The organism is Chitinophaga chungangae, from assembly GCF_017742215.1.
Lineage (GTDB): Bacteria > Bacteroidota > Bacteroidia > Chitinophagales > Chitinophagaceae > Chitinophaga > Chitinophaga chungangae.
On the sequence record NZ_JAGHKP010000001.1, the window covers coordinates 1,770,290 to 1,794,982 of the forward strand.

The following is a 24,693-nucleotide window of genomic DNA, read 5'->3' on the forward strand; positions in this document are numbered from 1 at the left end:
CGGTTTCATCCGTTATTATTTATCTTTTTGTGTTGTTGTTTTTACAATAATTCGGGGCGGTTTTCTTTCACCCACTGGTGCAGCTGTTTTACGTCCTGGCCTTTGCCTTTCTGCATTACGAGTATGGCGCCCGGCGTGTCTACCACTACCATATTTTCCACGCCCACCAGCGCCACCAGCTTTTCTTTGCCGATCACCATGCTGGTGTCGGGGTTGCTGTTGATGTACACGGCCTGTTCGTTGCGGTAGCTGTAATGCTGCGCCAGCGCCTGGGTGAGGGCTTCGTAGCTGCCTACGTCGCTCCAGTCCATATTGCTGGGCACTACTTTTACGCGGTCGCTTTTTTCCATCACGGCATAGTCGATGCTGTTGGAGGGAATGGCCTGCATGAGACCGAAGGAAAGTTTCCCGGTATCCAGCCATTCCTTGGCGGCAACGGCGGCGGTGGCGTAAATGTCGGGCGCGTACCGTTCCAGTTCCTCGAGCATCACGGCCGCGCGGGCGCAGAAGATGCCGCTGTTCCAGAGGTAATCGCCGCTTTGCAGCATTTTTTCGGCATTGGCGGCATCGGGTTTTTCCACGAAACGCACCACGTCGTTGCCTTTGTACTGGATGTAGCCGTAGCCGGTCTCGGGGTAGGCGGGCTGCAGGCCAATAGTTACGAGGTTGTTTTGCATGGCGAGCGTATACGCCGCCCGGATGGTTTCTTCGTAACGTTCGGGCGTTCCAATGAGATGATCGGCCGGTGTGATGAGCAGTATTTCTTCCGGGTCGGCCACAAACGCCGCGAGGGCGATGGCCGCGGCGGTGTTACGGCCGACAGGTTCCGCGAGTATGGCGGGCGCGGTGGCGCCCGTTGCGGCTAGTTGTGTTATGATGTCGGCGGCCTGTTCTTCATTCACGATGGCCGTAACTTCCGCGCAGGCAAATGCGTTGCGGAGCCGGGTGATCTGCAACAGGCTCAGCCCGTCGAAGAGCGGCAGCAGCTGTTTGGGCGTACGGCGGTTCGAAAGAGGCCACAGGCGTGTGCCTGCGCCACCGCATAACAGGATATGATGCATTCTTTTCTGAATTGGTTCGGGTTAATGTCAGATTGCGGGTACCATCATTACTTCGTCGGCCGCAACGTTGGCTACCATGTTGTAGCCTAGGCTGCTCAGCACGGCTTTCACGCGGTTCTTGCCCAGCTCGATGATGCGCCCGCGCCGGTGCATCAGCGGTCCCGCGGTCACTTCCACCAGGTCGTTGTGGCGCAGCGGGAATTTTTCGAGCGATACGTCTTTGTAATCACGAAGAAAACGTTGGATCAGCTCGATCTCATGGTCGGGGATAAGCGCCGGTTTGCCCAGCCAGTACACGAAGTTGATGATCCCTTCCGTTTCACGCACCAGCGGCTTTTTGCTGTCAGGCACGCGCACAAAAACATAAGAGGAAAAAAGGGGCTCTTCCACCACTTTCCGCCGGTCGCTCCACTGGCGGGCTACCTGGTTAAGCGGACAGTAATTTTCGATCTGCTTTTTTTCAAGGTTGGCGGCTACTTTCTTTTCCCATCGCGGTTTGGTATAAACGGCGTACCAGGAAGTTGTTTCGTGTTGCATACGGTTCATTTTTTACTGGTTAACGGATCAATCGTTTTTTTTCATCACGTGGAACGTTAAAGGCGGCGGGTTAGTTCGGCATGGCTTCGCCATCTCAGTCACATAAAAGACTGCCAGTATGTATTCGGTTTTTCAATAATTTTTTCACACGTTTAATATGTTCGGGCGCGGGTTTGCCAGGTTAATGGATGGCTCGCCTTTGCTTTTTTATTCCTAAGCCTGTTTTTAAAGGCCGGGAAATGACGAACATCTCCCGGCGGCAGATTCATATGTTACACCTTAAATATGTTCTTGATGAAACGTTTTTTCTTCTGCTGTTTGTTCAGGTCTTCCACGTAACCATAGCCGTAGCTTTGAGTGGTCACGCCACGCGGTTTCACGCCGTTGAACACGATGTTCAGCTTGCCGGCCTCGCGGCTGCGGTACAGCTCGTCGATCATTTTCAGGTGCAGCCTCGGCGTTACCTGCTGCCTTACCACGTACAACGTGGCGTCGGTGAACGGTGCCAGCAGGCGCGCGTCTGTTACGATGCCTACCGGGGCGGTATCGATGATCACATAATCGAACATGGTTTTCAAAGTGGTCAGCATTTCCTGCAAACGGCCGCTCAGGATCAGCTCCGTCGGGTTCGGCGGTATTACGCCGGCGGGGAGAATGAACAGGTGATCGTTGCCGGGCACGGGCCGCAGCATTTCGGGCAGCGCCGTTTTGCCCACCAAAAAGTTCGTGATGCCCGGCTCGCGCGGGATGCCCAGCATTTTGCTGATCATCGGCTTGCGCAGGTCAAATTCCAGCAGCACTACTTTTTTGCGGATGAGCGACAAACTGATCGCCAGGTTGATCGAAATGAAACTTTTACCTTCCCCGGAAATGGACGAAGTGATCAGCAGTGTTTTGTTGTCGCCGTTCAGGCCGAGGTAGGAGAGGGAAGTTCTGAGTGAACGGAACTGCTCGGCCACCAGGCTGCGTTTGCCGTCTGCTATTACTACAGATTCCTTGTTGTCGTCGTGCATGATCTCCGCCACGATCGGCGCATCGGTCGCTTTTTCGATATCGGCGCGCTGTTCGATCTCGCGGTTCATCAGGTCCCTGATGGTGATCACTGCCGCCACGAAAGCTACGCCCAGGCCGATGGCAAGGGCCAGCACGGTCATGCGTTTCGGGCTGAAGGGCAGGGCGGCGGATTGTGCGGCGTCTACGATCCGGCTGTCTGATATTGCGGCGGCGTACGCCAGCGCTGTTTCTTCCCGCTTCTGCAGCAGGAAGGTGTAGATATTGTTTTTGATGATCTGCTGGCGGCTTACTTCCAGCAGCGCCCTTTCTTTGCCCGGCACGCTGTGCAGCATGCCCATGAAGCGGCCGTTGGCAGTTTCGAGTTTTTCTTTCCCGGCTTCAAGATTGGAGCGCAGGCTGTGAATATTTTCCAGCACGGCGGGTTTCAGCTTGGCGATCTGGCGGTCGAGCGCGGTGAGCACCGGGCTGTTCTCCGCGGTGGTTTTTTTCAGTTTCTCCCGTTCCATCTGGGCTTCGTTCAACCGGGCGATCAGCTCCAGCAGCACAGGGTCCGTAAGCCCGAGGGTGGCCGGCACCACGGTTTCTCCTTCGCCCTGGCCGCTCACATATTTTTCGATGCTTTCCAGCACGGAAAGCTGCAGGTTCGCTTCGTTCATTTTAGCGTCGTTTTCCTGCACGCTGGCAAGGAAAAGTTTGCTTTGTTCGCCGATGTCTACAATTCCCGCGGTGGTTTTGAACTGCTCCACTTCTTTTTCCACCTGGTTCAGCTCGCGGGTCACGATGCGCAGGCGCTCTTCCACGAAACTCATGGTGCTGGCGGCCACGCGGTTTTTATCTTCGATAGCGGCGTGGTTGTACACGCGGATCAGTTCGTTAACGATCGCTTCGCCGCGCACAGGGCTTACGTCGCTGTAGTCGAGTTTGATCACGGTAGCCATTTTGGAAACAGGTGTTACCTGTAAATTGGCCAGCAGGTTCTGCGCGGTCTTTTTTTCGCCGGAGATCTGCAGGTAGGTGCGGTGTTTCGGCATATGCGTGCCGGGCCTGGGTTTGATCACCATACGGCCCCAGCGGGTAGTTACGGTGTCGAATACAGGGTAGGCGGTATGGTCGAGCAGCACGGTGCGGCGGGCCGAATCGTAATGCACGGCTACTTTTTCGGCCGGCCCTTCGGGTATCTTCTGCGGCTCCAGGAATACGAACTCGAGCGGGGCGTATTGATAACTGAGCACATCGCGCAGCTGCCCTTCTTCGTACATTTCCCCGTACAGCTGCAGGTTGCGGGCCACCTGGCTGGCCAGCGTGCGGGAGCTGAGGATCTGCATTTCGTTCTCAATGTTCTTATCGGAACCGAAAAGGTCGAGCGTGCTCATCAGGTCCTGCTCGCCGCCCAGCTGTTTGGATTCTTCCTTAACGAGCAGGGTGGAGGATATTTTATAAACGGGCGTAGCATAACGCAGGTACGCGAAAGCGGCGGCCACGGCAACAATGATCGCGATCACGAACAGCGGCCAGTGAGACAGGTAACGGTACCTGATGAGGGCCAGCAGGTCTACCTGTTCCTGCGGCTGCATTCGTTTCTGCATGCCCGATGAATGGCCGTTGGGCCTGGTGATGTGCACATTGTTGTTGTTCATGTCTCTCGCGTTAATTGTTCACAACAAGCCTGTCCACCAGTATCACAACGAGGCCCAGCGCGCTGAGCACGATCGGTATGATGGTATTTGCCTTGCCGGTGGTGGCTACTTTGGATTTGGATGGTTCCACATATACGATGTCATTAGGCTTCAGGTAAAAATAGGGAGAGCTCAGCGTGGCCGCGTCGTTGAGATTGAGCCTGCGCGTGGTTCTTGTGCCGTCCTGTTCGCGGATCAGCAATACATTTTCTTTTTTGCCGTAAATGGTGATGTCGCCCGCCATGCCCAGCGCTTCGAGGATGGATATTTTTTCGCTGGATACATTTACGACCGTGGGCCTGGCTACTTCGCCAAGTACGGTAACGCGATAGTTGAGAAAACGGATGCTTACTACCGGGTCTACCAGCAGCTTGCGGTCCACCAGCTGCCGGCGGATGGTGTCTGTCAGCGCGGCTTTGGTTAGGCCTTCCACGTTGATGGTGCCCAGCACGGGGAAGTCGATCGAGCCCTGCTGGTTCACGAGGTAACCCGCCACGGGATTGCCTGTGCCCGGCTGAACGGCTATATTGCCCGGAAGCTGCGACGCGGCGGCGCCCGGGGAATAGGTGTTGGGCAGGTTATACATCATCGCTTCCTGTGGGTTCATGGCGCTGACGTTGATCTGCAGGATGTCGTTTTTCTGGATCACCGGCTCAAGGTCCGCCTTGATGGCGGTCAGCGTAGTGTCGTTCAGATTATTGAAGTAAGCGGCTTTTTTCGTATTTACGCAGGAGGCAAACAAACAGCCCACCAGGGCCAGTGTCAAGGTCGTTCTAAAGTATGGTTTCGGTCTCTCTGTCATCTGATCAGGTTTCGTTTAAAGATGTGATAGGTTCACATTACAAAACTAATTCAGACGGACTTTTTCAGAACTACTCACTATAGTATTAATCAGCCAACTCGCCGGGATCGCGTTACTCATTAAAGTAGTCATTCAATACAGGCTGTTGCTCCATATCTTGGAGATCAACTCGCTTTTGGATGCCACGTTGAGTTTCTGGTAGATTTTCTTTAAATGCTGATTGACGGTAAACACAGTTACATAAAGCTTTTCGGCCATCTCTTTGTAAGTATAACCTTCTTTGAGCAAGTGCAATAATTCGTACTCGCGTTTGGTGAGTTTGTCTTTCACGTACTCCAAAGGATCTTTGCTTACATGATCGATTAGCAAATGCGCGGCTTTGGGAGAAAGCGTGCCGCCCTGGTTGATCGCGTCGAGAATGGAATGGTAGATCTCCATCAGCCGGCTGGTCTTGATGATATAACCCGCCGCGCCTTTCATGATGGATTCGATAACATATTGTTTGCCGTCGTGCCCGGAAAGCACGATGATCTTGGCTTCCGGGTAAATGCGCTTCAGTTCTTCCATGCCTGAAATTCCTGATTCGCCGGGCAATGAGATGTCGAGTAATATGGCTTTTACATCCGGGTCTTTATACGGTAAAGCTTTGAACTCCTCCATGGAACGGCATGCAAAAACGACTTTGCATTCCTGGAAGTCCTCCAGGAACTCCTTGTAGTTGTTAAGCTGAAAATGATTGTCTTCAATAATTCCGATCGATATCATATTACGGGTCACATTATGCGATATGCTCTATTAAGGGTCTCTATATCAAATATAATTCCAATTTTTTTGCAAAGGATTTAAAAACAACATTAAATTATTAACAAGTATCTAATAACAACCGTAATATGCATTACTTACTTAAGTAAGTAATAAATAAAAATCATATTAGTTGTAGATTTATGTAACGGGATTTTTCCACACTTTGCAATAAAAGCAACATAATCGTGTTAAAGTGCCGTATCTTGCTTATCCATACACCTGTGTGCCAAACCATATCTGTGCCTCCGGAGGCAGCTACCGGACGCCGTTGAAAACCTATTTGAAAACAAAATGAAGCCACAGCATTATATCAAAGTAACCCATTTGCTCAACGGGATAAAAGACCCGGTATTGATCATTGAACCGACAGAAGGGATTGTTGAAAAAGCAAATAAAGCGGCGATAGACAAACTTGGCCTTTCCGTAACAGGCAAAACATTGGACGTTCCGTTCAGGGAGGAATTTATGCTTCCGACAAACAACGGTGCCGAAGAGACCTGCATCGATTTTATACCCAGCAGCATTAGTATCGCCCAAAAAGAATACGTGCTCGCCATCGGCAAAACTACCGCCAGCGAACAACATCTCCGCATGCAATTGCGCAATCTCGAACAGGAACGGGCGCTCCAGGAAATGAAGACCAGCTTCATCTCCATGACCTCCCACGAGTTCCGCACGCCGCTCACCGCCATCGCAGCAGCGGTAGACCTGCTCGAGACCCGCATCCGCATGGACCGGATGATGAACCCCTTTTACAAACAGAACATCGCGAAGATCTCCGACGAGATATTTAACCTCAATACTATGCTCGACGAGATACTCACACTCAGCAAGATCGTTTCCAACAATTATGAAGTAAAAAAAACACCGGTGAACGTGTCGCAGGTGGTCGATTACCTGAAGTTCCAGTACTTTTCCGAAAGGAAAGACGAACGCAAACTGGAAGTAAAGGTGGTGGGCGAACCGCGCAAAATATCGGTAGACAAGGACCAGCTTTCGAAAATACTGACTAACCTGATCAGTAATGCCTTTAAGTATTCCACTCATGAAAACCCGCAGTTGAAACTGCATTATCACGCCCGCAAACTGGTGATCGCCGTTGTTGACCATGGCATCGGCATCCCCGAAAAAGACATTCCGCACCTGTTCAATTCTTTTTACCGTGGCAGCAACGTAGACGGAATAGATGGCACGGGTCTTGGACTGGCTATCGTGAAAACTTTTACGGAGATGAACGGAGGAGAGATCAAAGTCACCAGCGAAAAGGGCAAAGGCACCAAATTCTCACTTACATTCAGGTATGCATGAACAGGACGATTTTATTGATTGAAGACAAACCGGCTTTGACAGACACGTTGAAATGCCTGCTGGAACTACATGAATTCAACGTACTCACCGCCAGCAACGGGGAAGAAGGCGTGGCGAACGCCCGCCGGCATCATCCGCACCTGGTGATCAGCGACATTTTTATGCCGGTGATCAATGGGTACGAGCTGCTCGAGATCTTTAAAACAGACAACGAGCTGCGGAACATTCCCGTGTTGATGCTCACGGCCAAAACCGGTATCGAAGAGATCAATCTCGCGATGAAAAAAGGCGCGGCGGGGTATGTTACCAAACCGTTCCTTTTCCGGAACCTGCACGCTACGATCCTGAAACTGATCCTGTAGCCCCCCGCGCATTCTGCTGATGCGCAAGCCCCGCACCGCTTTTCATGCATTGAAAGACGCGGCCGGCTTCACGACCCTGCCGTTCATTGTCAACTGCAGGTCGAGGCGGCCGGGATCATCGCCCGAGGTCCCATTGTATTCCCAGCATACCCCCGGTATTGCCGCCAAAGTCGCCCCAATCGAAGGCCAGCCCGGCGTTTACCGTTATTCCTTTCACCGGCGTAGGCCAGATGATCTCCTGCAGCGTGTACCATTGCGTCATCGCCGAAGTGATCGGCTCTTCATGGTAGTTCCCGAAATTACGCGTGAACGTGAGCAGTGTTCTTGCTTTCAGTACCTGCGCGATATTGTATTTCGCGCCCAGGTGAAGGCCTGTTACGCGGTTGTTGATAATATTCCAGCCTTTTTTGATGATGGAATCTTTCGGTGCATTCCAGTCGAACGGCTCCACGTTGTTGAAATATTTGCTGCCGCGGTTGCGGTTGATGAACAGCGGCGTGCCGATGATGTTGCCGCGATATTCCCAGCCGGTGAGGTACACGCCGTTGTTGTAATAACTTTCACGCACGCGCAGCGGCAGCCAGTCGTTCATCTTTTTGGTGTTGATGAATTCGATGGTAGCCTTCTCCAGCACCGGTTCTTCCTTTTTATTCACAAAACTGAGGCCCAGCAAACGGTCGGTATTCTTAAAATCGATGTTCTGCCCCGTTTCGAACATGCTCTGGTTGTATAGCAGCAGCTTGATGTTGTCGGTTTCCCACTGGATGCCGCCTTCGAGCACCCCGCGATGGTCGCCGGGGCGGTTGGGCTGTATTTCGGTGTTGATCACCGTGCCGTCGTCAGACACTTTTCCGATCAACACGTCCCAGTAGTTGGAAAATGTATTTTTGATCGCCGGCAGATCGTAGCGGTTGCCGCCCCACACCGCGTAATGCTGGATGCCGCCGTACACGCGCAGGCGCTCCTTGCCGATGCGCAGGTACAGCATTTTTTCATGCAGGAAGGCGCCTTTGATGTATTGCTGATCGCCCATCCAGCCATGGCTGAACTGCCCCTTCACCTGCACCCATCCGTTCGTGAACGGCACGTTCACATAATCTTTCAGCGCAATGCTCACTTTCGGTATGGGCAAGGCGTTGCCGCTAATGCCCCACGAGCCTGAAGACAGCTCATGGTCCGCTTCCCCGCTGATCTCTTCGTAACGCCCCGCCCGCAATTCCCAGTTGCGGTAAGTGGTTTTTACGTATCCTTCCTTGAAAAAGGTTTTGGAAAAATGATCGTTGTTATAGAGATCAAGTCCGTAACCGATCGTAAAATCGCCTGCAGCATTCAGCGGATGGCTGTTGCGCAGCAGGATGTGCGAGGAAAGGTCGGACTTGCGGTCGCTGATGGTGCCGAAACGTTTGGCCGTAAGCCAGAGCGGCAGATATTCCCTGGAGGCGATGGTGCCTGTAACGCCCGCCTGCACCTGTAAAGAATCGGCGAAGCGCGACGGCCCGGCGAAAGGCTCAGGGCTTTGCTGGGCAAATACGGGCGTGGAAAGGCCAATAAAGCATATGGTTTTGAAAAGTCGCATAAGTTACCCTGCAAATTAGCAGGAACTCGTCGGCCGGGGGATACTTAAACTAGTACTTATGGGGCGGGCACAGCCGTAAATGCTACTCAAACGGGGGATGAAGGGCCGGCGTACGCCGGCGGAAGCAGTTCGGGGTAGAGGTAATGCATCGCTTTTTCGGCACGGTGCCGGAATGAATGATTTTTACAGCGCGTAACCAAAAACAAAAGACGCGCCGATCCCGCCGAACCATTTCGTTCTGCCGTCCGCGTTACTTTCGCCGGGAAATGTTTCATCCTGCTTCCAGCTGTCGAACACCGGCACGATCACCTGCGGGCTCAGGCTGAACCTGCCGAACGATCGCTGAATGCCGCCCTGCAGCGCCGCGGAAAAACCGAAATAACGGTTATCGGGTCTTTTATAATTGTTTTCGATCGGGTTATTGGCGTTGTAATAGGTGATATGATATTGCCGGGAAAAAGTAAAATAGTTATTCAGCGAAATGCCCGCCAGCAGCTGCGTCCGCCTGTCCAGCGGAAATTCTCTTTCGGCCCCGGCGGTCAGCAGCCAGGTGTGGTAGGCGTATTTGTCGGTGCTGAAGATGAGGTCGAGCATGCTGGGATAGTTGATCGTTCTCACATAACCTTCACCGAAATTATTAGTGCGTTTTATTTTGTTGAAAGCATATTTGTAATAACCTGCGCCCGCTTTCAGCCAGGTGTTTTCCGCCACCGGGAATTTATAGGCCGCGCTAATGCCCCAGCTGGCGCCGCGTAAACGTACCGTATTGGTGTTGATGGAATTGATGGCGTAAGTAAATGCAGGGTACCGGTCGAACCGGAGGAACGGGGCGATTTCGATCCTGGAAGGGGGCTTCTGGGCGGTTGCCGGAAGCGCGAAGACCGCCGTCAATACGACGAAGGGCAATAATTTCCGCATGATCATAGGTTTCGTCCGGGTAAATTTTCTCTTCTTCAAGATAACGGAAATAAACGGAACGCCCAATTCCCGCGGAGGTTTAGCGCGTATACAGCACCACGTCCTCGCCACCCGCTTCGGCGTCGGCCACCAGCTCCTGCCATTCGGCGGGCAGTTTGAAGATATTGCCAAGACCGCCCAGCAGTTCCAGCCAGCCGCTCATTTCGTCGGAAGCTTCGATGGTTTCGCCGTTCCGGGCGCTGAATACGAGAAAGGTCACTTCGCCGGGATAAGTATATACCTTATAGGCGGAGATCTGCGTCACATCTTCCCATTGAAGGGTATTGTCGATGTCTTCGTCGTATTTAACGGCCAGCTGTTCTTCGTCGAAATAAATATCCATCCGGCAAATGTATTTAATTGTAATGAGAAGGGAATTTTAACATTTCCTTTCGGGTGTTTGGGAGTAAATTTATACCTCATCAAATAAAAAGGAGGTATTCATGCAATCTACAGGATATTCATGGAAGCCTTCGGTTGGTATCGCCTAACCGGGCTGCTCCATACAAGAAAACTGTTATAGACGCCAGAAGCGTCAAAGGGTGTATCCTCACAGGGTACGCCCTTTTTCGTGGCGCTTTACGGGCGATTCCTGTGCAAGGCCAGTAAGATGCGGATACAAGGCTGATACATGGGCCGCTTTTATCTTACCTGTCCGTCCCCGTACACCACCCATTTCTCCGTTACCAGTTTTTCCAGCGCAAACGGTCCGCGGGCATGCAGTTTTTGGGTGGAAATGCCTATTTCCGCGCCAAGACCGAACACGCCGCCGTCCGTAAACCGGGTGGAAGCGTTCACGTACACCGCCGCAGCGTCTACTTCCTGCAGGAAACGCCCGCTGATAGCCTCGTTCCGGCTTATGATGGCTTCTGAATGTTTGGAAGAGAACTGCCGTATATGTTCCAGCGCTTCTTCCGCATCGTTCACCACTTTCACCGAACATTTAAAGTCAAGGAACTCGCGCCCGAAATCTTCCGGCTGCGCATGCCGCAGCTGCGGGTAACCTGCCGCTTGCAGGATGGGGTACGCCTGTTGGTCCGCAAACACCTCCACGTTGTATGCGGACAGGGAGGGGGAGAGCTGCGTGAGGAATTTATCCGCCACCGCTTTGTCTACGATCACCGTATCGAGCGCATTGCAAACGCTGGGGCGGGAAACTTTCGCGTTGGTCACGATGCGCACGGCCTTGTCCAAGTCTGCGGTGCTTTCCACGTAGGTATGGCATACGCCCGCGCCTGTTTCGATCACGGGCACGCGCGAATGTTCGCGTACATGGTCGATGAGTTGCTGCGAGCCACGGGGGATGATGATGTCGATATATTTTACGGCGGTGAGCATTTCGGTGATCAGCGCGCGGTCTGCCGGGAGCAGCACCACCGCATCTTCCGCAACGCCGTATTCCCGCAAGGTTTCACGGATGAGCGATACGAGAATGGTATTGGTGTGAAACGCATCCGTGCCGCCGCGCAGGGCGCAGGCGTTGCCCGAGCGGATGCAAAGCGCCGCCACGTCTACCGTTACGTTGGGCCGCGATTCGTAGATCACGCCCACCACGCCCAGCGGTACGGACTGTTTGCGCACCAGCAGGCCGTTGTCCAGCTTTTTTTCCGACAATACCTGGTTGGCGGGGTCGGGCAGCTGTGCGATATCTTCCAGGCTGTCGGCCAGTGCCTGGATGCGTTCGCCGTTCAGCAGCAGGCGGTCTTTTTTCGGATCGCCGTCCGCCATGCGGTCGAGGTCTTTTTTATTTTCCGCGATGATCGCTCCGGAATTATCCAGCAGCCGTTGCGCGAGCGTGCGCAGCAGCGCCTGTTTGCGTGTGTTTTCCAGCGCTTTTACGGAGCGGCTGGCGAGTTGTGCTTTTTCGAGCAGGGGTATGATGGATTGCATATAATCGGTCTTTTTTAGAGTAAAACGATATCGTCCGCATGCGCTACTTCCAGGTTCTGCGTGCGGCCGGAAAGCTCGTCAGACGATACCTTGGCCCTTGCCACGGCAATCGCCTGCTCCTTTTCGTTCACAATTTCGATCACTTCGCCGCGCTCGAATTTCTCCAGCACCTGTTTTACGCCTACGGCCAGCAGGCTGTGCCGCTTTTCCAGGGCTTTATGCGCGCCTTCGTCTACCAGCAGCCTGCCTGTCACCAAACTGCCGCTGGCCAGCCATTTTTTGCGCGCCGGCATGCTGCAGGGCTGCGGCAGGCAACGCGTACCGGTTTTGCCGGAAGTGGCCAGCGCAATGCCGTTTGGCGTGCTGATGCCGAAAATCACCACTTCGATGCCCATACGCGTGGCCAGCCGCGTGAACGTCAGTTTAGACACCATGCCGCCCAGGCCGAGCGACGATTTTTTCGTGTCTGCCAGGCCCAGCGCCGCTTCGTCGATCACCGGTATTTCAGGAACGATCTTTCCTTCCTTATCCAACACGCCGCCCACCGAAGTGCTGAACAGCAGCTGCGATGCGCCGAAACCCACGGCAATGAGGGTAGCCAGTTCGTCGTTGTCGGAAAACTTCAGCTCCAGGTCGCTCACCACGTCGTTTTCGTTGGCGATCGGGATAATGCCGTTGCTCCAAAGCTCTTCGTACGTTTTTTTCAATTGCAGGAACTGGTTGCGGCTGGAAAAATGCCGCCGCTCGCAAAGGCTTTGCGCGATCGGGATGTTGTATGCCGAAAAGTAATGGGAATAACGGTTCAGGAGTATCGGGTTGCCGATGGCGGCCGCGGCCTTGCGTTCGCTGATGGTGCCGCCGTAATTTTCCAGGTAACGTTTGCCGGCCGCTACCGCGCCTGAAGAAACCAGTACGATGTTGTATTGCCCGTGCACGGTGGATACCTGCTGCGCGATCTCCGCTATCACGTTTTCGTTCAGCTCGCCGTTCTCAAGCGTAATGGATGCCGTTCCGAATTTTATAACAAGGATGGGCTTAATCGAATTTTTCATGCCGGCATAAAAATATTCAAACAGAACGGGTTCTGCAAGCGGCAACGTAGGTTAAGCGAATTGATGCGTGCGGCAGTCGAGACTGTCCAGGAAAATAGTGATGGTTTTCAGGTCGAATTTCGGCAGCACGAAGTCGTCCACCCGCACCAGCCCATTCTTCAATTTCTCGAACAGGCGGAACTCGTAAAGCTTCGGCAGGCGTGGGCCCGTGAACGCTTTTTTGATCTGTTCCAGCACGGCCCGCCCGTCGCTGACGGTCAGATAGTCGATGAAACATAAAGGTCCTTTCGGCGTGAAATACACTAGTCTGGATGCCATGATCTTCGGTTTTTTAATGTGAAGAGAAACAAAAGGTAACACTTTTGTGTGAGAAACGGCCGTGTCTTAACATTAATTTAAACTTTCGGAGAGCGCTGGGTTAATGCCCAACGTTTATACTAATGGTACTGGCTAGATTTGCTAAAAAACTTAGTAAAATGGAAGCTGTTAACCACCGGAAGGGCCTCACTTTTTTTGCCTTCCGCGAAACCGGGCAAAGATCCCTGCCATTCGTCCCAACCCCCGTAAAAGCCGGTTTTCCTTCGCCCGCGCAGGATTATACGGAAGAGGATATCGACCTGGTGTACCTGCTGGGGATGGATAAACCCTCTGTATTCGTAGTGCGGGTAGACGGCCATTCCATGACCGACGCGCATGTGCCGGATAAAAGTTACCTCGTGGTGGACCGTTCCCTCAAACCCATGCCCAACGATATTGTAGTGGCCGTGCTCAACGGCGAGTTCACCGTCAAAACCCTGGTGAAGGCCAGCGCGGGCTGGATGCTGTACCCCGAGAACGCGATGTACGACCCGATACCCATCCGCGAGGGCGACAGTTTTCATGTATGGGGCGTAGTGGCGCAAGTGGTGATAGACAGGCGTGAAATGCGTAAAAGATATTGAGATGGTACCCCTGGAAGAAATATCGCTGGGCGGGCTGTTTTACCGCGATACAAAAGTGATGCAGATACGGGAGGAGCATTTCGGCGACCTGTTGCCGCTGCTTCCCCGGCTGGAGCCGATCCCGATAGACCCGCAGCGGCTCTGGAAGCTGGGTTTCAGCCGGTATGTGAATACAGGCGTGAGTTATAAGGACTGGCAAGGCGTGCGCCTGTATCTGCGGCCCGCCGCGCAGGGGCGCTGGCTGGTGCAGTTCGACGGCATACCCAATGCGGGGGCCGTGCGGTACATCCACGAAGTGCAGCGGCTTTGGTTCGGCCTGTTCCGGGAGCACCTGTTCCAGCCGCGGCAATTAAAACAGCGGCACGCGATGCCCGAATGGGAAGCGGGAAGGAAACTGGTGAAAGATTATTCTTTTTCGTACTACCGCAAATATGATGTTGCCGTGAAGCCGGTCAGGGACCAGCCGTATTATTTCACCTGGGACTGCCGCATCCTGTTCAAATCGGGGCAGGTGGCGGCCTGGCGGGTGGATGAAAAAAGCCCTTTGTTCCATTACGCGGGGCGGCCCTGGGGGCTTACGCTGTTTTCGGGTAGCGCTTCGGACGAGGACCGGCTGCAGGCCGGAAAATGGCTGAAACGTTATCTTGAAGAAAAGGGATAGGCGCGGATCTTCGCTTATGGAAACGTTTGCATAATTCCGGCAATTGCCGTAACTTATCCGCTCAACTGATACAAAAAGGAATATGCAATTAAAGAAAATCGGCATGCTGGCGGCGGCCATGATGGGAGCTTTCTGCGCGCAGGCGCAGCAGCAGGCCAGGCTTAACACGGGGTGGGAGTTTCTGCGGTCAGACCTCGGCGGCATCTGGGAAGCCGTTCGCCCGGTAGGAAAGGGGAATCCCGAAGCATCGCCCATCTGGGAAAAAGTAACGCTCCCGCATTGCGTGAACGCTTCAGATGCGGTAGATCCCGATGTGAACTATTACCAGGGGCCCGCCTGGTACCGCACCCAACTCAAAATAGACAATCCCTATGCGAACGGAAGAACGCTGCTGCATTTTGAAGGCGCGGGCCAGAAAACGGAGGTATACATCTACACCACCAAAGTAGCTTCGCACACTGGCGGGTACGACGAATGGACGGCCGACATCACCGATGCCGTGGCCGCTTTCCGTCAAAGCCCGCAGTTCAAAGGCACGGTTCCCTTGTCTATCCGCACAGACAATAGCCGCGACCTGGAAATGATCCCTTCCAGCCTCTCGGATTTCAACGTATATGGCGGCATCTACCGTTATCTCAACCTGGTATACACCCCCGCCGTCTATTTTTCTGAAGTTAAACTGCAATCGAATGCAAAAACGGGGGAGGTGAATATTTCCACCTTCACCAACACCGCCGCGCCGGCCGGCGCCGTGTATAAAGCGGTGATCAGAGACGCCGCCGGCAAAGTATTGCAGGAAACATCCGGCGCCGCGGCGAACATGGTATTGAAAGTGACGAAACCGCGGCTTTGGCAAACCACCGATCCCGTGCTGTACACCGTGGAAACCAGCGTGACCGCTAACGGGCAAACCTATACGCAAACGAACAAAACCGGCTTCCGCACTTTTGAGTTCAAAGAAAAAGGCCCGTTTTTCCTCAACGGCAAACGCCTGCTGCTGCAAGGCACGCACCGCCACGAAGATCATGCCGGCGTGGCCGCGGCCATGACGGAAGACGTGATGCGCGAAGAAATGGTCCTCATGAAAGAAATGGGCGTCAATTTCATTCGCCTCGGCCACTACCAGCAATCCCGCATCATTCTGAACCTCTGCGACAGTCTCGGTATTCTCGTTTGGGAAGAAATTCCCTGGTGCCGCGGCGGCCTTGGCGGAGACGTGTACAAGGAACAGGCGCGCGGGATGCTTAAGAATATGATCACGCAGCATTACAACCATCCCTCGGTGATCATCTGGGGGCTCGGCAACGAAAACGACTGGCCCGGCGATTTCCCGGAGTTCGACAAGGAAAAGATCCGCACGTTCATGAAAGAGCTGAACGATCTTGCCCACCAGCTCGACCCCTCGCGCAAAACCGCCATCCGACGCTGCGATTTCTGTAAAGACATCGTGGACGTGTATTCGCCTTCCATCTGGGCGGGCTGGTACCGCGGCATTTACACGGAATACAAACAGGTCTCCGAAGACGAGTTCAATAAAGTAAATCACTTCCTTCACGTGGAATGGGGTGGGGACAGTCATGCCGGCCGCCACTCCGAAAACCCGGACAATGCGCTGCGCAAGATCAAAACCGGCAACGGCGGAGACGAGCGCGCGGGCGATGCATCGTTGTACGGCGGTGCGGCGCGTGTGTCCAAAGACGGCGACTGGAGTGAAAGTTACATCTGCAACCTGATGGACTGGCACCTGAAAGAGCAAGAAACCATGCCCTGGCTTACCGGTACCGCGCAGTGGGTGTTCAAGGATTTCAGCACGCCCATCCGGCCGGATAACCCCGTGCCTTACATGAACCAGAAAGGCCTGTTGGAAAGGGATAATACAAAAAAAGAAGCGTATTACGTATTCCAGTCTTATTGGGCGGAAAAGCCGATGGCCCGCATCTATGGCCATTCCTGGCCGGTACGCTGGGGCGCGGAAGGAGAGGAGAAGCTCGTGAAGGTATATTCCAACTGCGACGAAGCCGAACTGTTCCTGAACGGGAAAAGCATGGGTAAAAAGAAACGCAGAAGCGCCGATTTTCCCGCCGCGGGCCTTCACTGGACGGTAACCTTCAGCAAAGGCGGCAACGATCTGAAAGTGATCGCGAAGAAAGGGAAAACAGTGGTGGAAGACAAAATTTCATTCCAGTACCAGACCGAAAAATGGGGCAAACCTTCGCAAATGACGCTCAGCAAGATCGCTGAAGAGAACGGCATTGCCACGCTGGAAGTAAAAATGCTCGATGCAAATAATATCACCTGTCTCGATGCGGCGAACTTCGTGCGTTTCTCCCTCGCCGGCGACGGCAGGCTGATCGATAATCTCGGCACATCGTCCGGCTCGCGTTACGTGCAGCTGTACAACGGCCGCGCCATCATCCGCGTCGATCTCCGCAACGGGAAAAACATGGCGGCGGTAAGCTCGCAGGGCATTCCCACGGCTACATTGGCGCTTTAAGTATCGTCATTCAGAAATTAAGGGGCCAGGAATCCAGTTCAGGCCCCTTAATTTTCATTTTTGTGAAGTATCCTGGCTGCGTGAAAATGTTGAGATTTCTAATGTTCGCCTCTGTCAAATAGGGCCGCCTTTTTTCGTTTATCCGTTCCGTTTTTTCCCCGATATCAACAACACAACCCCCACCACCGCAATAATACCGCCGGCATAAGTAGGCCAGCCTATCCATTGGTTCTCTTTTTTGTTGACTTCCACCGGCCCTACGTCCAGCACTTCTTTTTCGGTAGTTACGGAGAAGCCCCTGATCAGCACCATGATAATACCGACTACGATCAGGATAATGCCGAGTGTTTTCATATGCGCAAGTTTACCCGTTCAGCGGCAATTAACATGCCACCGCCGTTTTGCCGGAAATTGTGGAGAAGCGGCCCCGAAAGCGGGGTGTTAATGGCTGTTGAGCCCTTTGATGATGCGGTTGTGGTCGGAGCTGATGATCTGGTACGTGCGCGGCGTAATTCCTTCCGTTTTTTTGAACACCCTGATAAAGTAGTTCACATCCGAAAACCCGCACATGTCGCTTACACGGCTAACGCTGTGGCTGGTTTGGCTGAGGAGTTGTTTGGCGAGGCTTACCCTTTCGCGGTTGATGTATTCCAGCGGCGTGATGCCGAACTGTTCGCGGAACCATTTGAAGAAAATGTTGCGGCTCAGGTATGCCTGTTTGCTGAGCGTGTCTACCGCGATCTTTTCCGTAAGATGCTCGCGGATATAGTTCAGCACGAAATGCTGGCGGCTGTGATTGTTGCTGATGCGCGCCTCGGATACGACCTGCTGCATGTGCTGGCTTTGCATGAGGCGGATGAGCAGCTCCTTCAGGTTGAGATCGGCGAAAATGTTCTTCGTCGTGTCTCCGCTGCTGCAAATGCGGATGAGTTTGTTGATGAGGCCGGATATCTCGTCGTCGTTCTCGAAATGATAGGTGTTGAACTGGAGTTTCCAGTTGCTGTTCTCATCCGGGCTTTGGTAATAGTTGTTGAGATAGTTCACCGTTTCGCGCACATAATGCCCGTCTACCGCCAGTGCAATGCATTGCGTGGGCGTGTCCATCGCGGCGTCGGGGAAATCGATTTCCATGGGCTGGTTGGCGGGGAAAATAACGGTTTCGCCGGGCAGGTAATCGAACGAGGGGTTGCCGGGAAGATGCATCACCTTTTTGCCCCGCACCATGCTGGAGATCAGGAAATCGTTGAACGACAGCGGCACGCCGAACGATTTTTCATAACATTCAAATACGTTCAGCTCGCAGTTGTTGAGATTAAATACACGGCGGTTTTCCACCAGGGTGCGCAGGTGTTTGGGAGGCGTAAGCTCGATAGGTTCCAGGAAACTTTTACGGGCCATAGTGCTACAACATATTACAAATTAAGACATTTTTATTATCGTGACACGAAGTCGGGTACGATTGTGCTATTAAAAAGTACAAATGTTTATAGTTGTTAATATATTTCTGGTCAATTTAGCACTACGACGATAACCTATGAGGAACCAGGCGCTCGGATTATTCAAGTGTTAACGATCCGGGCAGTGGGGTGATAGCCGCTGCCCGGTAAATCAAAAGTATGATGGAATCCCGAATCGTGGCAACTAAATATGCTACAGATTTGATCCGGCAACTGTCTGCACGTTATGGGCCCCTTGCATTTCAGATCCAAGGCAATAGTAAGGAAGGTTACACCCCCCAATGCGTTCCCGACAACAGCAGGTTTCTACCGGGAGACGAAGTGTATCTCGGTGAAGTGGAAGGCTGCCCCTGTTATGTAAGCCCGGAGGAAGACGATCATCATGGCCGTTCCCGCTATTTTATCAGCGCCGAAAGAGGCGCCGCGGCAGGTTCCCTGGAAGAAGCGGAGTTTAAGGTCAGCACCGGGCTGTTGCCGGCCGAAAGCGCGGTGAACGTGCGGATGTTCAGCTACCTGTTCGGTTACCGCGATTCCTGGGGCTGAGGATTTTGGCGTAACTTGCGCCCCTCAGCAAAACGAATGTAAAAATGGACGGACAATACCGTAAAGATATTTACCCCGGCCTGGAAGTGGGCATTATCCTGAAAAAGGACCAACGCAGCGGCAAAAAGACATATGGGATCGTAAAGGATCTGCTCACCTCTGCGGCCTATCATTCCCGCGGCATCAAAGTGAGGCTGGAAGACGGGCAGGTAGGAAGGGTAGCCGAAATTATCGGATAAACGGAAACTCATTCTCTTTCATTGTTCTGTAACCGGGAAACCGTCAGTATGCTGGCGGTTTTTCATTTTTAATCAGGCACAACAATTGCAGGTTCCACAGTATGAACACATTCCAGATCAGCTACAGCAATATGAACGTTCCCGTGTACAGGGAAGAAGAGGACCTTTTCGTGGTCACCCTGCCGGGGAAAACGCTCTACCTTTTGCGGAAAGAAGATAACGAAGGCGCTTCGCACTGGTTCGAAGAAGGCTCCGACAACGAAACCCCCGAAACCAAAGAGATCGGCATCGCCATCGAAATGGTGGCGATGAGCGCCGTTGAGAACGGAAAATAATCCGTTTGGCACAACCGCCGGATAAGGTTAGGGGGCATCTTTGTGGGACAATCCTTCACATATGCCTTTAGAATTCATCACCATTGAGGGTGCCCGGGAAAACAACCTCAAGAACGTTTCCCTGCGCATCCCCAAGCGGAAGGTCACTATTTTTACCGGCGTATCCGGGTCCGGGAAATCTTCCATCGTTTTCGAAACCATCGCTGCCGAAGCCAAACGGCAACTGCACGAAACTTTCACCGCTTTTATCCGCAACTTCCTGCCGCATTACGGCCAGCCCGATGCAGACGCCATCACGGGGCTGTCTACAGCCATCGTGGTAGACCAGAAGCGGATCGGCGGCAATTCCCGCTCTACGCTGGGCACTATCACAGACATCAGCCCGCTGCTGCGCCTGCTGTTTTCCCGTTACGGCGAGCCAAGGGTAGGCACCGCTTCCAACGTTTTTTCCTTCAACGACCCCACCGGCATGTGCCCCGAATGCCAGGGCGTTGGCCGTAAATTGGGCCTCGATCTCGACAAATTCCTCGATCGCTCCAAAAGCCTTAACGAAGGCGCCATCCTTTTCCCCGTGTTTGCCGTAGGTACCTGGTACTGGAAGAGTTATGCCTTTTCCGGTTTTTTTGATGCGGACAAAAAACTCGAAGATTATTCGCCCGAGGAATGGGAAAAACTGGTGTATGCGCCTGCGGAAAAATTCGTGCTGGAAACCGCTTCCGGCCCGTTCAATATCACCTACGAAGGCCTTGCCCTGAAGTTCGACCGGCTGTACATCAAAAAAGAAGGCGCCATGGCAGACGTTACCGTCAAACGCGTACAGCCTTTTATCACCGACGTGGTATGCCCGGCCTGCAAAGGCGCACGGCTCAACGAAACATCGCTGTCCTCCAAAATACTCGGTTATAATATCGCGGAAATGGCGGCCATGCAGGTAGACGAACTGGCGGAACTGCTGCGCAACATCACCGATCCCGTGGGAGCGCCGGTAGCGGCGGGTTTGCTGGAACGGCTGCAGCACCTGGTAAACATCGGGTTGGATTACGTAAGCCTCGACCGCGAAACCGCCACGCTTTCCGGCGGCGAAAGCCAGCGCGTGAAAATGGTGCGGCACCTCAGCAGCAGCCTGGTAGACATGATGTATATTTTCGACGAGCCCAGCATCGGCCTGCACCCGCGCGACGTGCACCGGCTGAACGACCTGCTGCGGCTGCTGCGCGATAAGGGCAATACGGTGATCGTGGTGGAGCACGACCCAGCCGTGATCCGCATCGCCGATCATGTAGTAGACGTTGGGCCGAACGCCGGTTCGCATGGCGGAACGATCATGTACGAGGGCGATTTCGCGGGGCTGCTTGAAGCGCCGACCCTTACCGGGAAATTCATGAAACAGCACCTGCCGGTAAAACCGGTTTTCCGTCAGCCAACAGGCCGGCTCACCATCGGGCCGGCCTCATTGCACAATGTAAAAAAACTGACCGTGCATATTCCCACCGGCGTGCTCACAGCAGTAACTGGCGTGGCGGGCTCGGGCAAAAGCACGCTGGTGAACCGCCTGCTGCCACGGCAATACCCCGATGTGGTCATGATCGACCAGAGCGCGGTGGGCGCTAATTCACGCTCCAATCCCGCTACTTACACCGGCATGATGGACACCGTGCGCAAACTGTTCAGCACGGCCAACAAAGTGAGCGCATCGATGTTCAGCTTTAATTCCGAAGGCGCCTGCGAGCACTGTAACGGGCAGGGCGTGATCTACACCGATCTCGCTTTTATGGAAGGTATTAAAACAGTGTGCGAAAAATGCGGAGGCAGGCGTTTTCACGATGATGTGCTGCAATATCAATATCAAGGCAAAAACATCAGCGAAGTGCTGGCGATGACCATCGGTGAGGCGCTCGCTTTCTTCCAGAAAAAAGAGCTGCGCAACACGCTGCAGGCGCTGCACGACGTAGGACTGGAATACCTTACGCTCGGTCAGCCGCTGAGCACCTTGTCTGGCGGGGAATGCCAGCGACTGAAACTAGCCGGGGAATTGCATAAAAAAGGAAGCGTGTACGTGATGGACGAGCCTACCACCGGCCTGCATATGTCAGACACCGCGCATCTGCTAAAGATGATCAACCGGCTGGTAGATGCGGGCAATACCGTGATCGTGATCGAGCATAACCTGGACGTGGTGCGGAATGCGGATTGGGTGATAGACATGGGGCCTGAAGCGGGGCATAAGGGCGGACAGGTGATTTTCCAGGGAACGCCGGCCGAATTGCTGAGAGCGGAACATTCGCTGACGGGGAAATTTCTGGCGATGGAAGAACCGTAAACTTTATTTTGTGTAACCGAAAGGTTTCATTTATCTTTGTTCCGGAAGGTTGCCAAATAACCTTTACGAACATGAGAAGGGACGTATTCCAGGCCATTGCCGATCCCACGCGGCGGGAGATCATTCATCTGCTGGCGGCAAAACCGCTGAACCTGAATGCGGTGGCGGAGAATTTCGACATCAGCAGGCCCGCCGTGTCCAAACACATCCGCATTCTTACGGAATGCGGGCTAGTAGCCATCCGGCAGCAGGGGCGCGAACGTTTTTGTTATGCCGAACTGCAGGCGCTGAAACAGGTGGCGGAATGGACGGACCAGTACCGCGCTTTCTGGAACAAAAAACTCGACGCGCTGGGCGCTTTCCTCGGGAAGGAAGAACAGGCTTCGCGCAAAAAGAAAAAGTGAACGTTAATTAAATCCTGCTCATATGAAACATGAACCGCTTGTAGTGGAGCGCACTTATAATGCGCCGCCCTCCAGGGTATGGGAAGCCATTACCGACCGCGATAAAATGAAGGAATGGTATTTCAATCTGTCCGATTTCCGCGCGGAAGTGGGCTTTGAGTTCTCGTTTCCCGGCCAGGGGCACGATGGCAAAAAATTTATCCATCTCTGCAGGGTCACCGAAGTGATACCGGGCAAAAAACTCTCCCACACCTGGAAGTATGAGAACCTCCCGGGTGAATCGGTGCTTACCTGGGAGCTGTTTCCCGAAGGCGACGGCACCCGTGTAAAACTCACGCATGCCGGCCTCGAAACGTTCCCGCAGAACGATCCGAATTTCTCCCGCGCCAGCTTCACGGGCGGCTGGAACGACCTGCTGGGCAAATACCTCAAGGAGTTCGTGGAAAAATAAAATACGGCAACAACATACCGCAAAGGCCGTCTTCCTTACAAGGAGGCGGCCTTTTTATTGGATGAAGGCGCTGTCGCGCGTGAGGTCGTAACAAAGGTTCTGTAATTGATGCAAATGATGCAACGGCCGCCCGTAGGGCGTTACGCCGTTTCCCGAAATGCTTACGGGCTGAAATGCGTCGCCCGTGTCGAGCATATGCAGGCTGTCTTTATGCGTGTATTTGTAAGTGTACACCGACGGGTCTTCCCCGTATTCCCTTTCCCCTGGCAGGAAGCCGAACTGCAATAAATGGTCTGCCTCCAGCGCGATGGGATGCACTTTTTCCAGCGGCAGTTTGCTGCGCGGCAGGCCTGAATTGTAGATGTATCCTTCGTGTATGCCTTCTATGCGGAACGGCGTTTCGAGCATGTTGTAATCATAATACCACACCATATTGCCGATCCGGATGTCTGTTTCGTCCATCATGCGGGATCAAAATTATACTGCAGGTAATTTACGGTATAATGTATTTGTTTTATACCAGCCGCAGCAGTTTTTCAGTGATCTCGGGGATCGTGCCAAGACCGTTCACCTGGTGAAGCGGCACCAGCGTATCGAGGTAAGCGATGGCGGGGCGTGTTTCTTCCTCGAATATCCGTAGACGTTTAAGATGTGTACCGGCATTTTGATCGTCTTTCCGGTCGGAAGTGGCCGCTCTTTTCTGCGCCCGCTCCAGCAGCACGTCTGCCGGCACATTGATGTTGATGGCATGGGTGATGCGAAGGCCGTTCCGCTGCAGGATGCGCAGCAGCGTGTCTACCTGGGGCACCGTGCGCGGGTAACCGTCGAGGATGATGCCTTTTTCGTGTTGATGTTCGCGGAAGATCTGGTCCAGCATGGTTTCCATCACTTCGTCCGGCACCAGTTCGCCTTTTTCCTCGTACTGCTGCATGGTTTTACCGATGGGCGTTTGCCGGGTTTTTTCTTCCCTGATGCGGTCGCCGGTGGAGATGTGTTTGTAACCAAGCTTCGTTTCCAGTATTTCGCATTGCGTGCCTTTGCCCGAATAAGGAGGGCCGGTGATCAGAAGGATGTCCATGCGCTAAAATTACCCTTTATTTTCAAACGGAAAATATGCAATATTGCAAACCACGACCGTACCATAAAAATCACAACATGCAGCACATCATCGACGCAACGGAAATATTTGTAAAACAGCAGCTGGAAGGGGCGGAAGGCGGCCATGACTGGTGGCATATCTACCGCGTATGGCGCCAGGCGCGGCACATCGCTTCGCGGGAACAGGCGGATATGCTGGTGGTAGAGCTCGCTGCGCTGCTGCACGACATCGCAGATTCAAAATTCCATAACGGCGACGAAGAAGCAGGGCCGGCCAAAGCGGAAAAATTCCTGCAAACCCTGTCTGTGCCGGAAGAAATAACAGGGCATGTCGTGAATATCATCCGGCATATTTCCTTCAAAGGCGGCAACGAACAACGCACTTTTTATTCCACGGAGCTGGGCATTGTGCAGGATGCGGACCGGCTGGACGCGTTGGGCGCCGTGGGTATCGCGAGGGCGTTCAATTACGGCGGTTTTAAGAACCGAGCGTTGTACGACCCGGCTATCGCGCCAAATCTCAGCATGACCAAAGAAGAATACAAAAATTCCCCCGCGCCCACCATCAATCATTTTTATGAAAAATTGCTGCTGCTGAAAGACCGCATGAACACCGAAACCGGCAAACAGCTGGCGGCCGAAAGGCACGTGTTCATGGAAGCTTACCTGTCGCAGTTTTACAGGGAATGGAACGGCGAAGTGTAAAAGGAA

General features: G+C 53.4%; 27 protein-coding genes. 12 read left to right on the plus strand and 15 right to left on the minus strand.

The features are described 5' to 3' along the window. Positions 1 to 41: 41 nt before the first annotated feature. The 5 genes from J7I43_RS07510 to J7I43_RS07530 all read right to left on the minus strand — a co-directional run bounded on the left by J7I43_RS07510 (position 42) and on the right by J7I43_RS07530 (position 5,855). On the minus strand, positions 42 to 1,061 hold the full coding sequence (locus J7I43_RS07510; protein ID WP_209144831.1) for a mannose-1-phosphate guanylyltransferase: 1,020 nt from the start codon (positions 1,059 to 1,061) through the stop codon (positions 42 to 44). A 27-nt stretch (positions 1,062 to 1,088) separates the two neighbouring features. Further along, the gene (locus J7I43_RS07515; RefSeq protein WP_209144833.1) at positions 1,089 to 1,598 is read right to left on the minus strand and encodes a UpxY family transcription antiterminator; all 510 of its coding nucleotides are present in this window, start codon (positions 1,596 to 1,598) and stop codon (positions 1,089 to 1,091) included. A gap of 272 nt (positions 1,599 to 1,870) precedes the next feature. Beyond that, positions 1,871 to 4,249, minus strand: coding sequence for a GumC family protein (locus J7I43_RS07520; RefSeq protein ID WP_209144835.1), 2,379 nt, complete (start codon positions 4,247 to 4,249; stop codon positions 1,871 to 1,873). A gap of 10 nt (positions 4,250 to 4,259) precedes the next feature. Then, complete coding sequence (locus tag J7I43_RS07525) at positions 4,260 to 5,090, minus strand: polysaccharide biosynthesis/export family protein (protein WP_209144836.1); 831 nt, start codon at positions 5,088 to 5,090, stop codon at positions 4,260 to 4,262. A 132-nt stretch (positions 5,091 to 5,222) separates the two neighbouring features. After that, positions 5,223 to 5,855, minus strand: coding sequence for a response regulator (locus tag J7I43_RS07530; RefSeq protein WP_209144838.1), 633 nt, complete (start codon positions 5,853 to 5,855; stop codon positions 5,223 to 5,225). Positions 5,856 to 6,185: 330 nt separating this feature from the next. Here J7I43_RS07530 and J7I43_RS07535 point away from each other — a divergent pair, with 330 nt between their 5' ends. Then, positions 6,186 to 7,202 carry a sensor histidine kinase gene (locus J7I43_RS07535; RefSeq protein WP_209144840.1) on the plus strand — a complete coding sequence of 339 codons (1,017 nt, stop codon included), beginning with the start codon at positions 6,186 to 6,188 and terminating at the stop codon, positions 7,200 to 7,202. Continuing rightward, positions 7,199 to 7,564, plus strand: a complete 366-nt coding sequence (locus J7I43_RS07540) for a response regulator (protein ID WP_209144842.1) — start codon at positions 7,199 to 7,201, stop codon at positions 7,562 to 7,564. The genes J7I43_RS07535 and J7I43_RS07540 overlap by 4 nt, the downstream gene beginning before the upstream one ends. Before the next feature lie 115 nt (positions 7,565 to 7,679). Here J7I43_RS07540 and J7I43_RS07545 read toward each other — a convergent pair whose 3' ends face one another. The 6 genes from J7I43_RS07545 to J7I43_RS07570 all read right to left on the minus strand — a co-directional run bounded on the left by J7I43_RS07545 (position 7,680) and on the right by J7I43_RS07570 (position 13,357). Further along, the gene (locus tag J7I43_RS07545) at positions 7,680 to 9,140 is read right to left on the minus strand and encodes a capsule assembly Wzi family protein (RefSeq protein ID WP_209144844.1); all 1,461 of its coding nucleotides are present in this window, start codon (positions 9,138 to 9,140) and stop codon (positions 7,680 to 7,682) included. Positions 9,141 to 9,323: 183 nt separating this feature from the next. After that, positions 9,324 to 10,058 (minus strand): hypothetical protein, encoded by a 735-nt coding sequence (locus J7I43_RS07550; protein WP_209144846.1) that lies wholly within the window; start codon positions 10,056 to 10,058, stop codon positions 9,324 to 9,326. A 79-nt stretch (positions 10,059 to 10,137) separates the two neighbouring features. Continuing rightward, entirely contained in the window at positions 10,138 to 10,440 is a 303-nt protein-coding gene (locus J7I43_RS07555) for a hypothetical protein (protein ID WP_209144848.1), read from the minus strand. 299 nt (positions 10,441 to 10,739) lie between these two features. After that, complete coding sequence (locus J7I43_RS07560) at positions 10,740 to 11,987, minus strand: glutamate-5-semialdehyde dehydrogenase (RefSeq protein WP_209144850.1); 1,248 nt, start codon at positions 11,985 to 11,987, stop codon at positions 10,740 to 10,742. A 14-nt stretch (positions 11,988 to 12,001) separates the two neighbouring features. Beyond that, complete coding sequence (gene proB / locus J7I43_RS07565) at positions 12,002 to 13,039, minus strand: glutamate 5-kinase (protein WP_209144852.1); 1,038 nt, start codon at positions 13,037 to 13,039, stop codon at positions 12,002 to 12,004. Positions 13,040 to 13,090: 51 nt separating this feature from the next. Further along, a complete protein-coding gene (locus tag J7I43_RS07570; RefSeq protein WP_209144854.1) occupies positions 13,091 to 13,357 on the minus strand; it encodes a hypothetical protein in 267 nt (88 codons plus the stop codon). 158 nt (positions 13,358 to 13,515) lie between these two features. Here J7I43_RS07570 and J7I43_RS07575 point away from each other — a divergent pair, with 158 nt between their 5' ends. From J7I43_RS07575 to J7I43_RS07585, 3 genes are all read left to right on the plus strand, one after another. After that, entirely contained in the window at positions 13,516 to 13,980 is a 465-nt protein-coding gene (locus J7I43_RS07575; RefSeq protein ID WP_209144856.1) for a LexA family protein, read from the plus strand. 1 nt (position 13,981) lies between these two features. After that, positions 13,982 to 14,641, plus strand: a complete 660-nt coding sequence (locus J7I43_RS07580; protein ID WP_209144858.1) for a hypothetical protein — start codon at positions 13,982 to 13,984, stop codon at positions 14,639 to 14,641. Positions 14,642 to 14,723: 82 nt separating this feature from the next. Continuing rightward, the gene (locus tag J7I43_RS07585) at positions 14,724 to 17,135 is read left to right on the plus strand and encodes a glycoside hydrolase family 2 TIM barrel-domain containing protein (protein WP_209144860.1); all 2,412 of its coding nucleotides are present in this window, start codon (positions 14,724 to 14,726) and stop codon (positions 17,133 to 17,135) included. A 138-nt stretch (positions 17,136 to 17,273) separates the two neighbouring features. Here the strand turns inward: J7I43_RS07585 and J7I43_RS07590 are convergent, their stop codons facing one another. Both J7I43_RS07590 and J7I43_RS07595 read right to left on the minus strand, forming a co-directional pair. Then, on the minus strand, positions 17,274 to 17,489 hold the full coding sequence (locus tag J7I43_RS07590) for a hypothetical protein (protein WP_209144862.1): 216 nt from the start codon (positions 17,487 to 17,489) through the stop codon (positions 17,274 to 17,276). An 87-nt stretch (positions 17,490 to 17,576) separates the two neighbouring features. Beyond that, complete coding sequence (locus tag J7I43_RS07595) at positions 17,577 to 18,533, minus strand: AraC family transcriptional regulator (protein WP_209144864.1); 957 nt, start codon at positions 18,531 to 18,533, stop codon at positions 17,577 to 17,579. Positions 18,534 to 18,751: 218 nt separating this feature from the next. Here J7I43_RS07595 and J7I43_RS07600 point away from each other — a divergent pair, with 218 nt between their 5' ends. From J7I43_RS07600 to J7I43_RS07625, 6 genes are all read left to right on the plus strand, one after another. Continuing rightward, positions 18,752 to 19,135: a DUF779 domain-containing protein gene (locus tag J7I43_RS07600; RefSeq protein ID WP_209144866.1), complete on the plus strand. Its 384-nt coding sequence runs from the start codon at positions 18,752 to 18,754 to the stop codon at positions 19,133 to 19,135. A gap of 44 nt (positions 19,136 to 19,179) precedes the next feature. After that, positions 19,180 to 19,374, plus strand: coding sequence for a YwbE family protein (locus tag J7I43_RS07605; RefSeq protein ID WP_120514707.1), 195 nt, complete (start codon positions 19,180 to 19,182; stop codon positions 19,372 to 19,374). A 101-nt stretch (positions 19,375 to 19,475) separates the two neighbouring features. After that, positions 19,476 to 19,709: a hypothetical protein gene (locus tag J7I43_RS07610; RefSeq protein ID WP_209144867.1), complete on the plus strand. Its 234-nt coding sequence runs from the start codon at positions 19,476 to 19,478 to the stop codon at positions 19,707 to 19,709. A gap of 61 nt (positions 19,710 to 19,770) precedes the next feature. Continuing rightward, on the plus strand, positions 19,771 to 22,029 hold the full coding sequence (locus tag J7I43_RS07615; protein ID WP_209144869.1) for an ATP-binding cassette domain-containing protein: 2,259 nt from the start codon (positions 19,771 to 19,773) through the stop codon (positions 22,027 to 22,029). Between the two features lie 71 nt (positions 22,030 to 22,100). Continuing rightward, positions 22,101 to 22,433 (plus strand): ArsR/SmtB family transcription factor, encoded by a 333-nt coding sequence (locus tag J7I43_RS07620; protein WP_209144871.1) that lies wholly within the window; start codon positions 22,101 to 22,103, stop codon positions 22,431 to 22,433. A 22-nt stretch (positions 22,434 to 22,455) separates the two neighbouring features. Further along, the gene (locus J7I43_RS07625; RefSeq protein ID WP_209144873.1) at positions 22,456 to 22,884 is read left to right on the plus strand and encodes an SRPBCC family protein; all 429 of its coding nucleotides are present in this window, start codon (positions 22,456 to 22,458) and stop codon (positions 22,882 to 22,884) included. Positions 22,885 to 22,938: 54 nt separating this feature from the next. Here the strand turns inward: J7I43_RS07625 and J7I43_RS07630 are convergent, their stop codons facing one another. After that, positions 22,939 to 23,349 carry a hypothetical protein gene (locus tag J7I43_RS07630; protein WP_209144876.1) on the minus strand — a complete coding sequence of 137 codons (411 nt, stop codon included), beginning with the start codon at positions 23,347 to 23,349 and terminating at the stop codon, positions 22,939 to 22,941. A 49-nt stretch (positions 23,350 to 23,398) separates the two neighbouring features. Further along, positions 23,399 to 23,962, minus strand: coding sequence for an adenylate kinase family protein (locus J7I43_RS07635; RefSeq protein ID WP_209144878.1), 564 nt, complete (start codon positions 23,960 to 23,962; stop codon positions 23,399 to 23,401). 77 nt (positions 23,963 to 24,039) lie between these two features. On the opposite strand from J7I43_RS07635, the gene J7I43_RS07640 reads away from it, so the two are divergent. Further along, positions 24,040 to 24,687: an HD domain-containing protein gene (locus J7I43_RS07640; protein WP_209144880.1), complete on the plus strand. Its 648-nt coding sequence runs from the start codon at positions 24,040 to 24,042 to the stop codon at positions 24,685 to 24,687. Positions 24,688 to 24,693 lie beyond the last annotated feature (6 nt).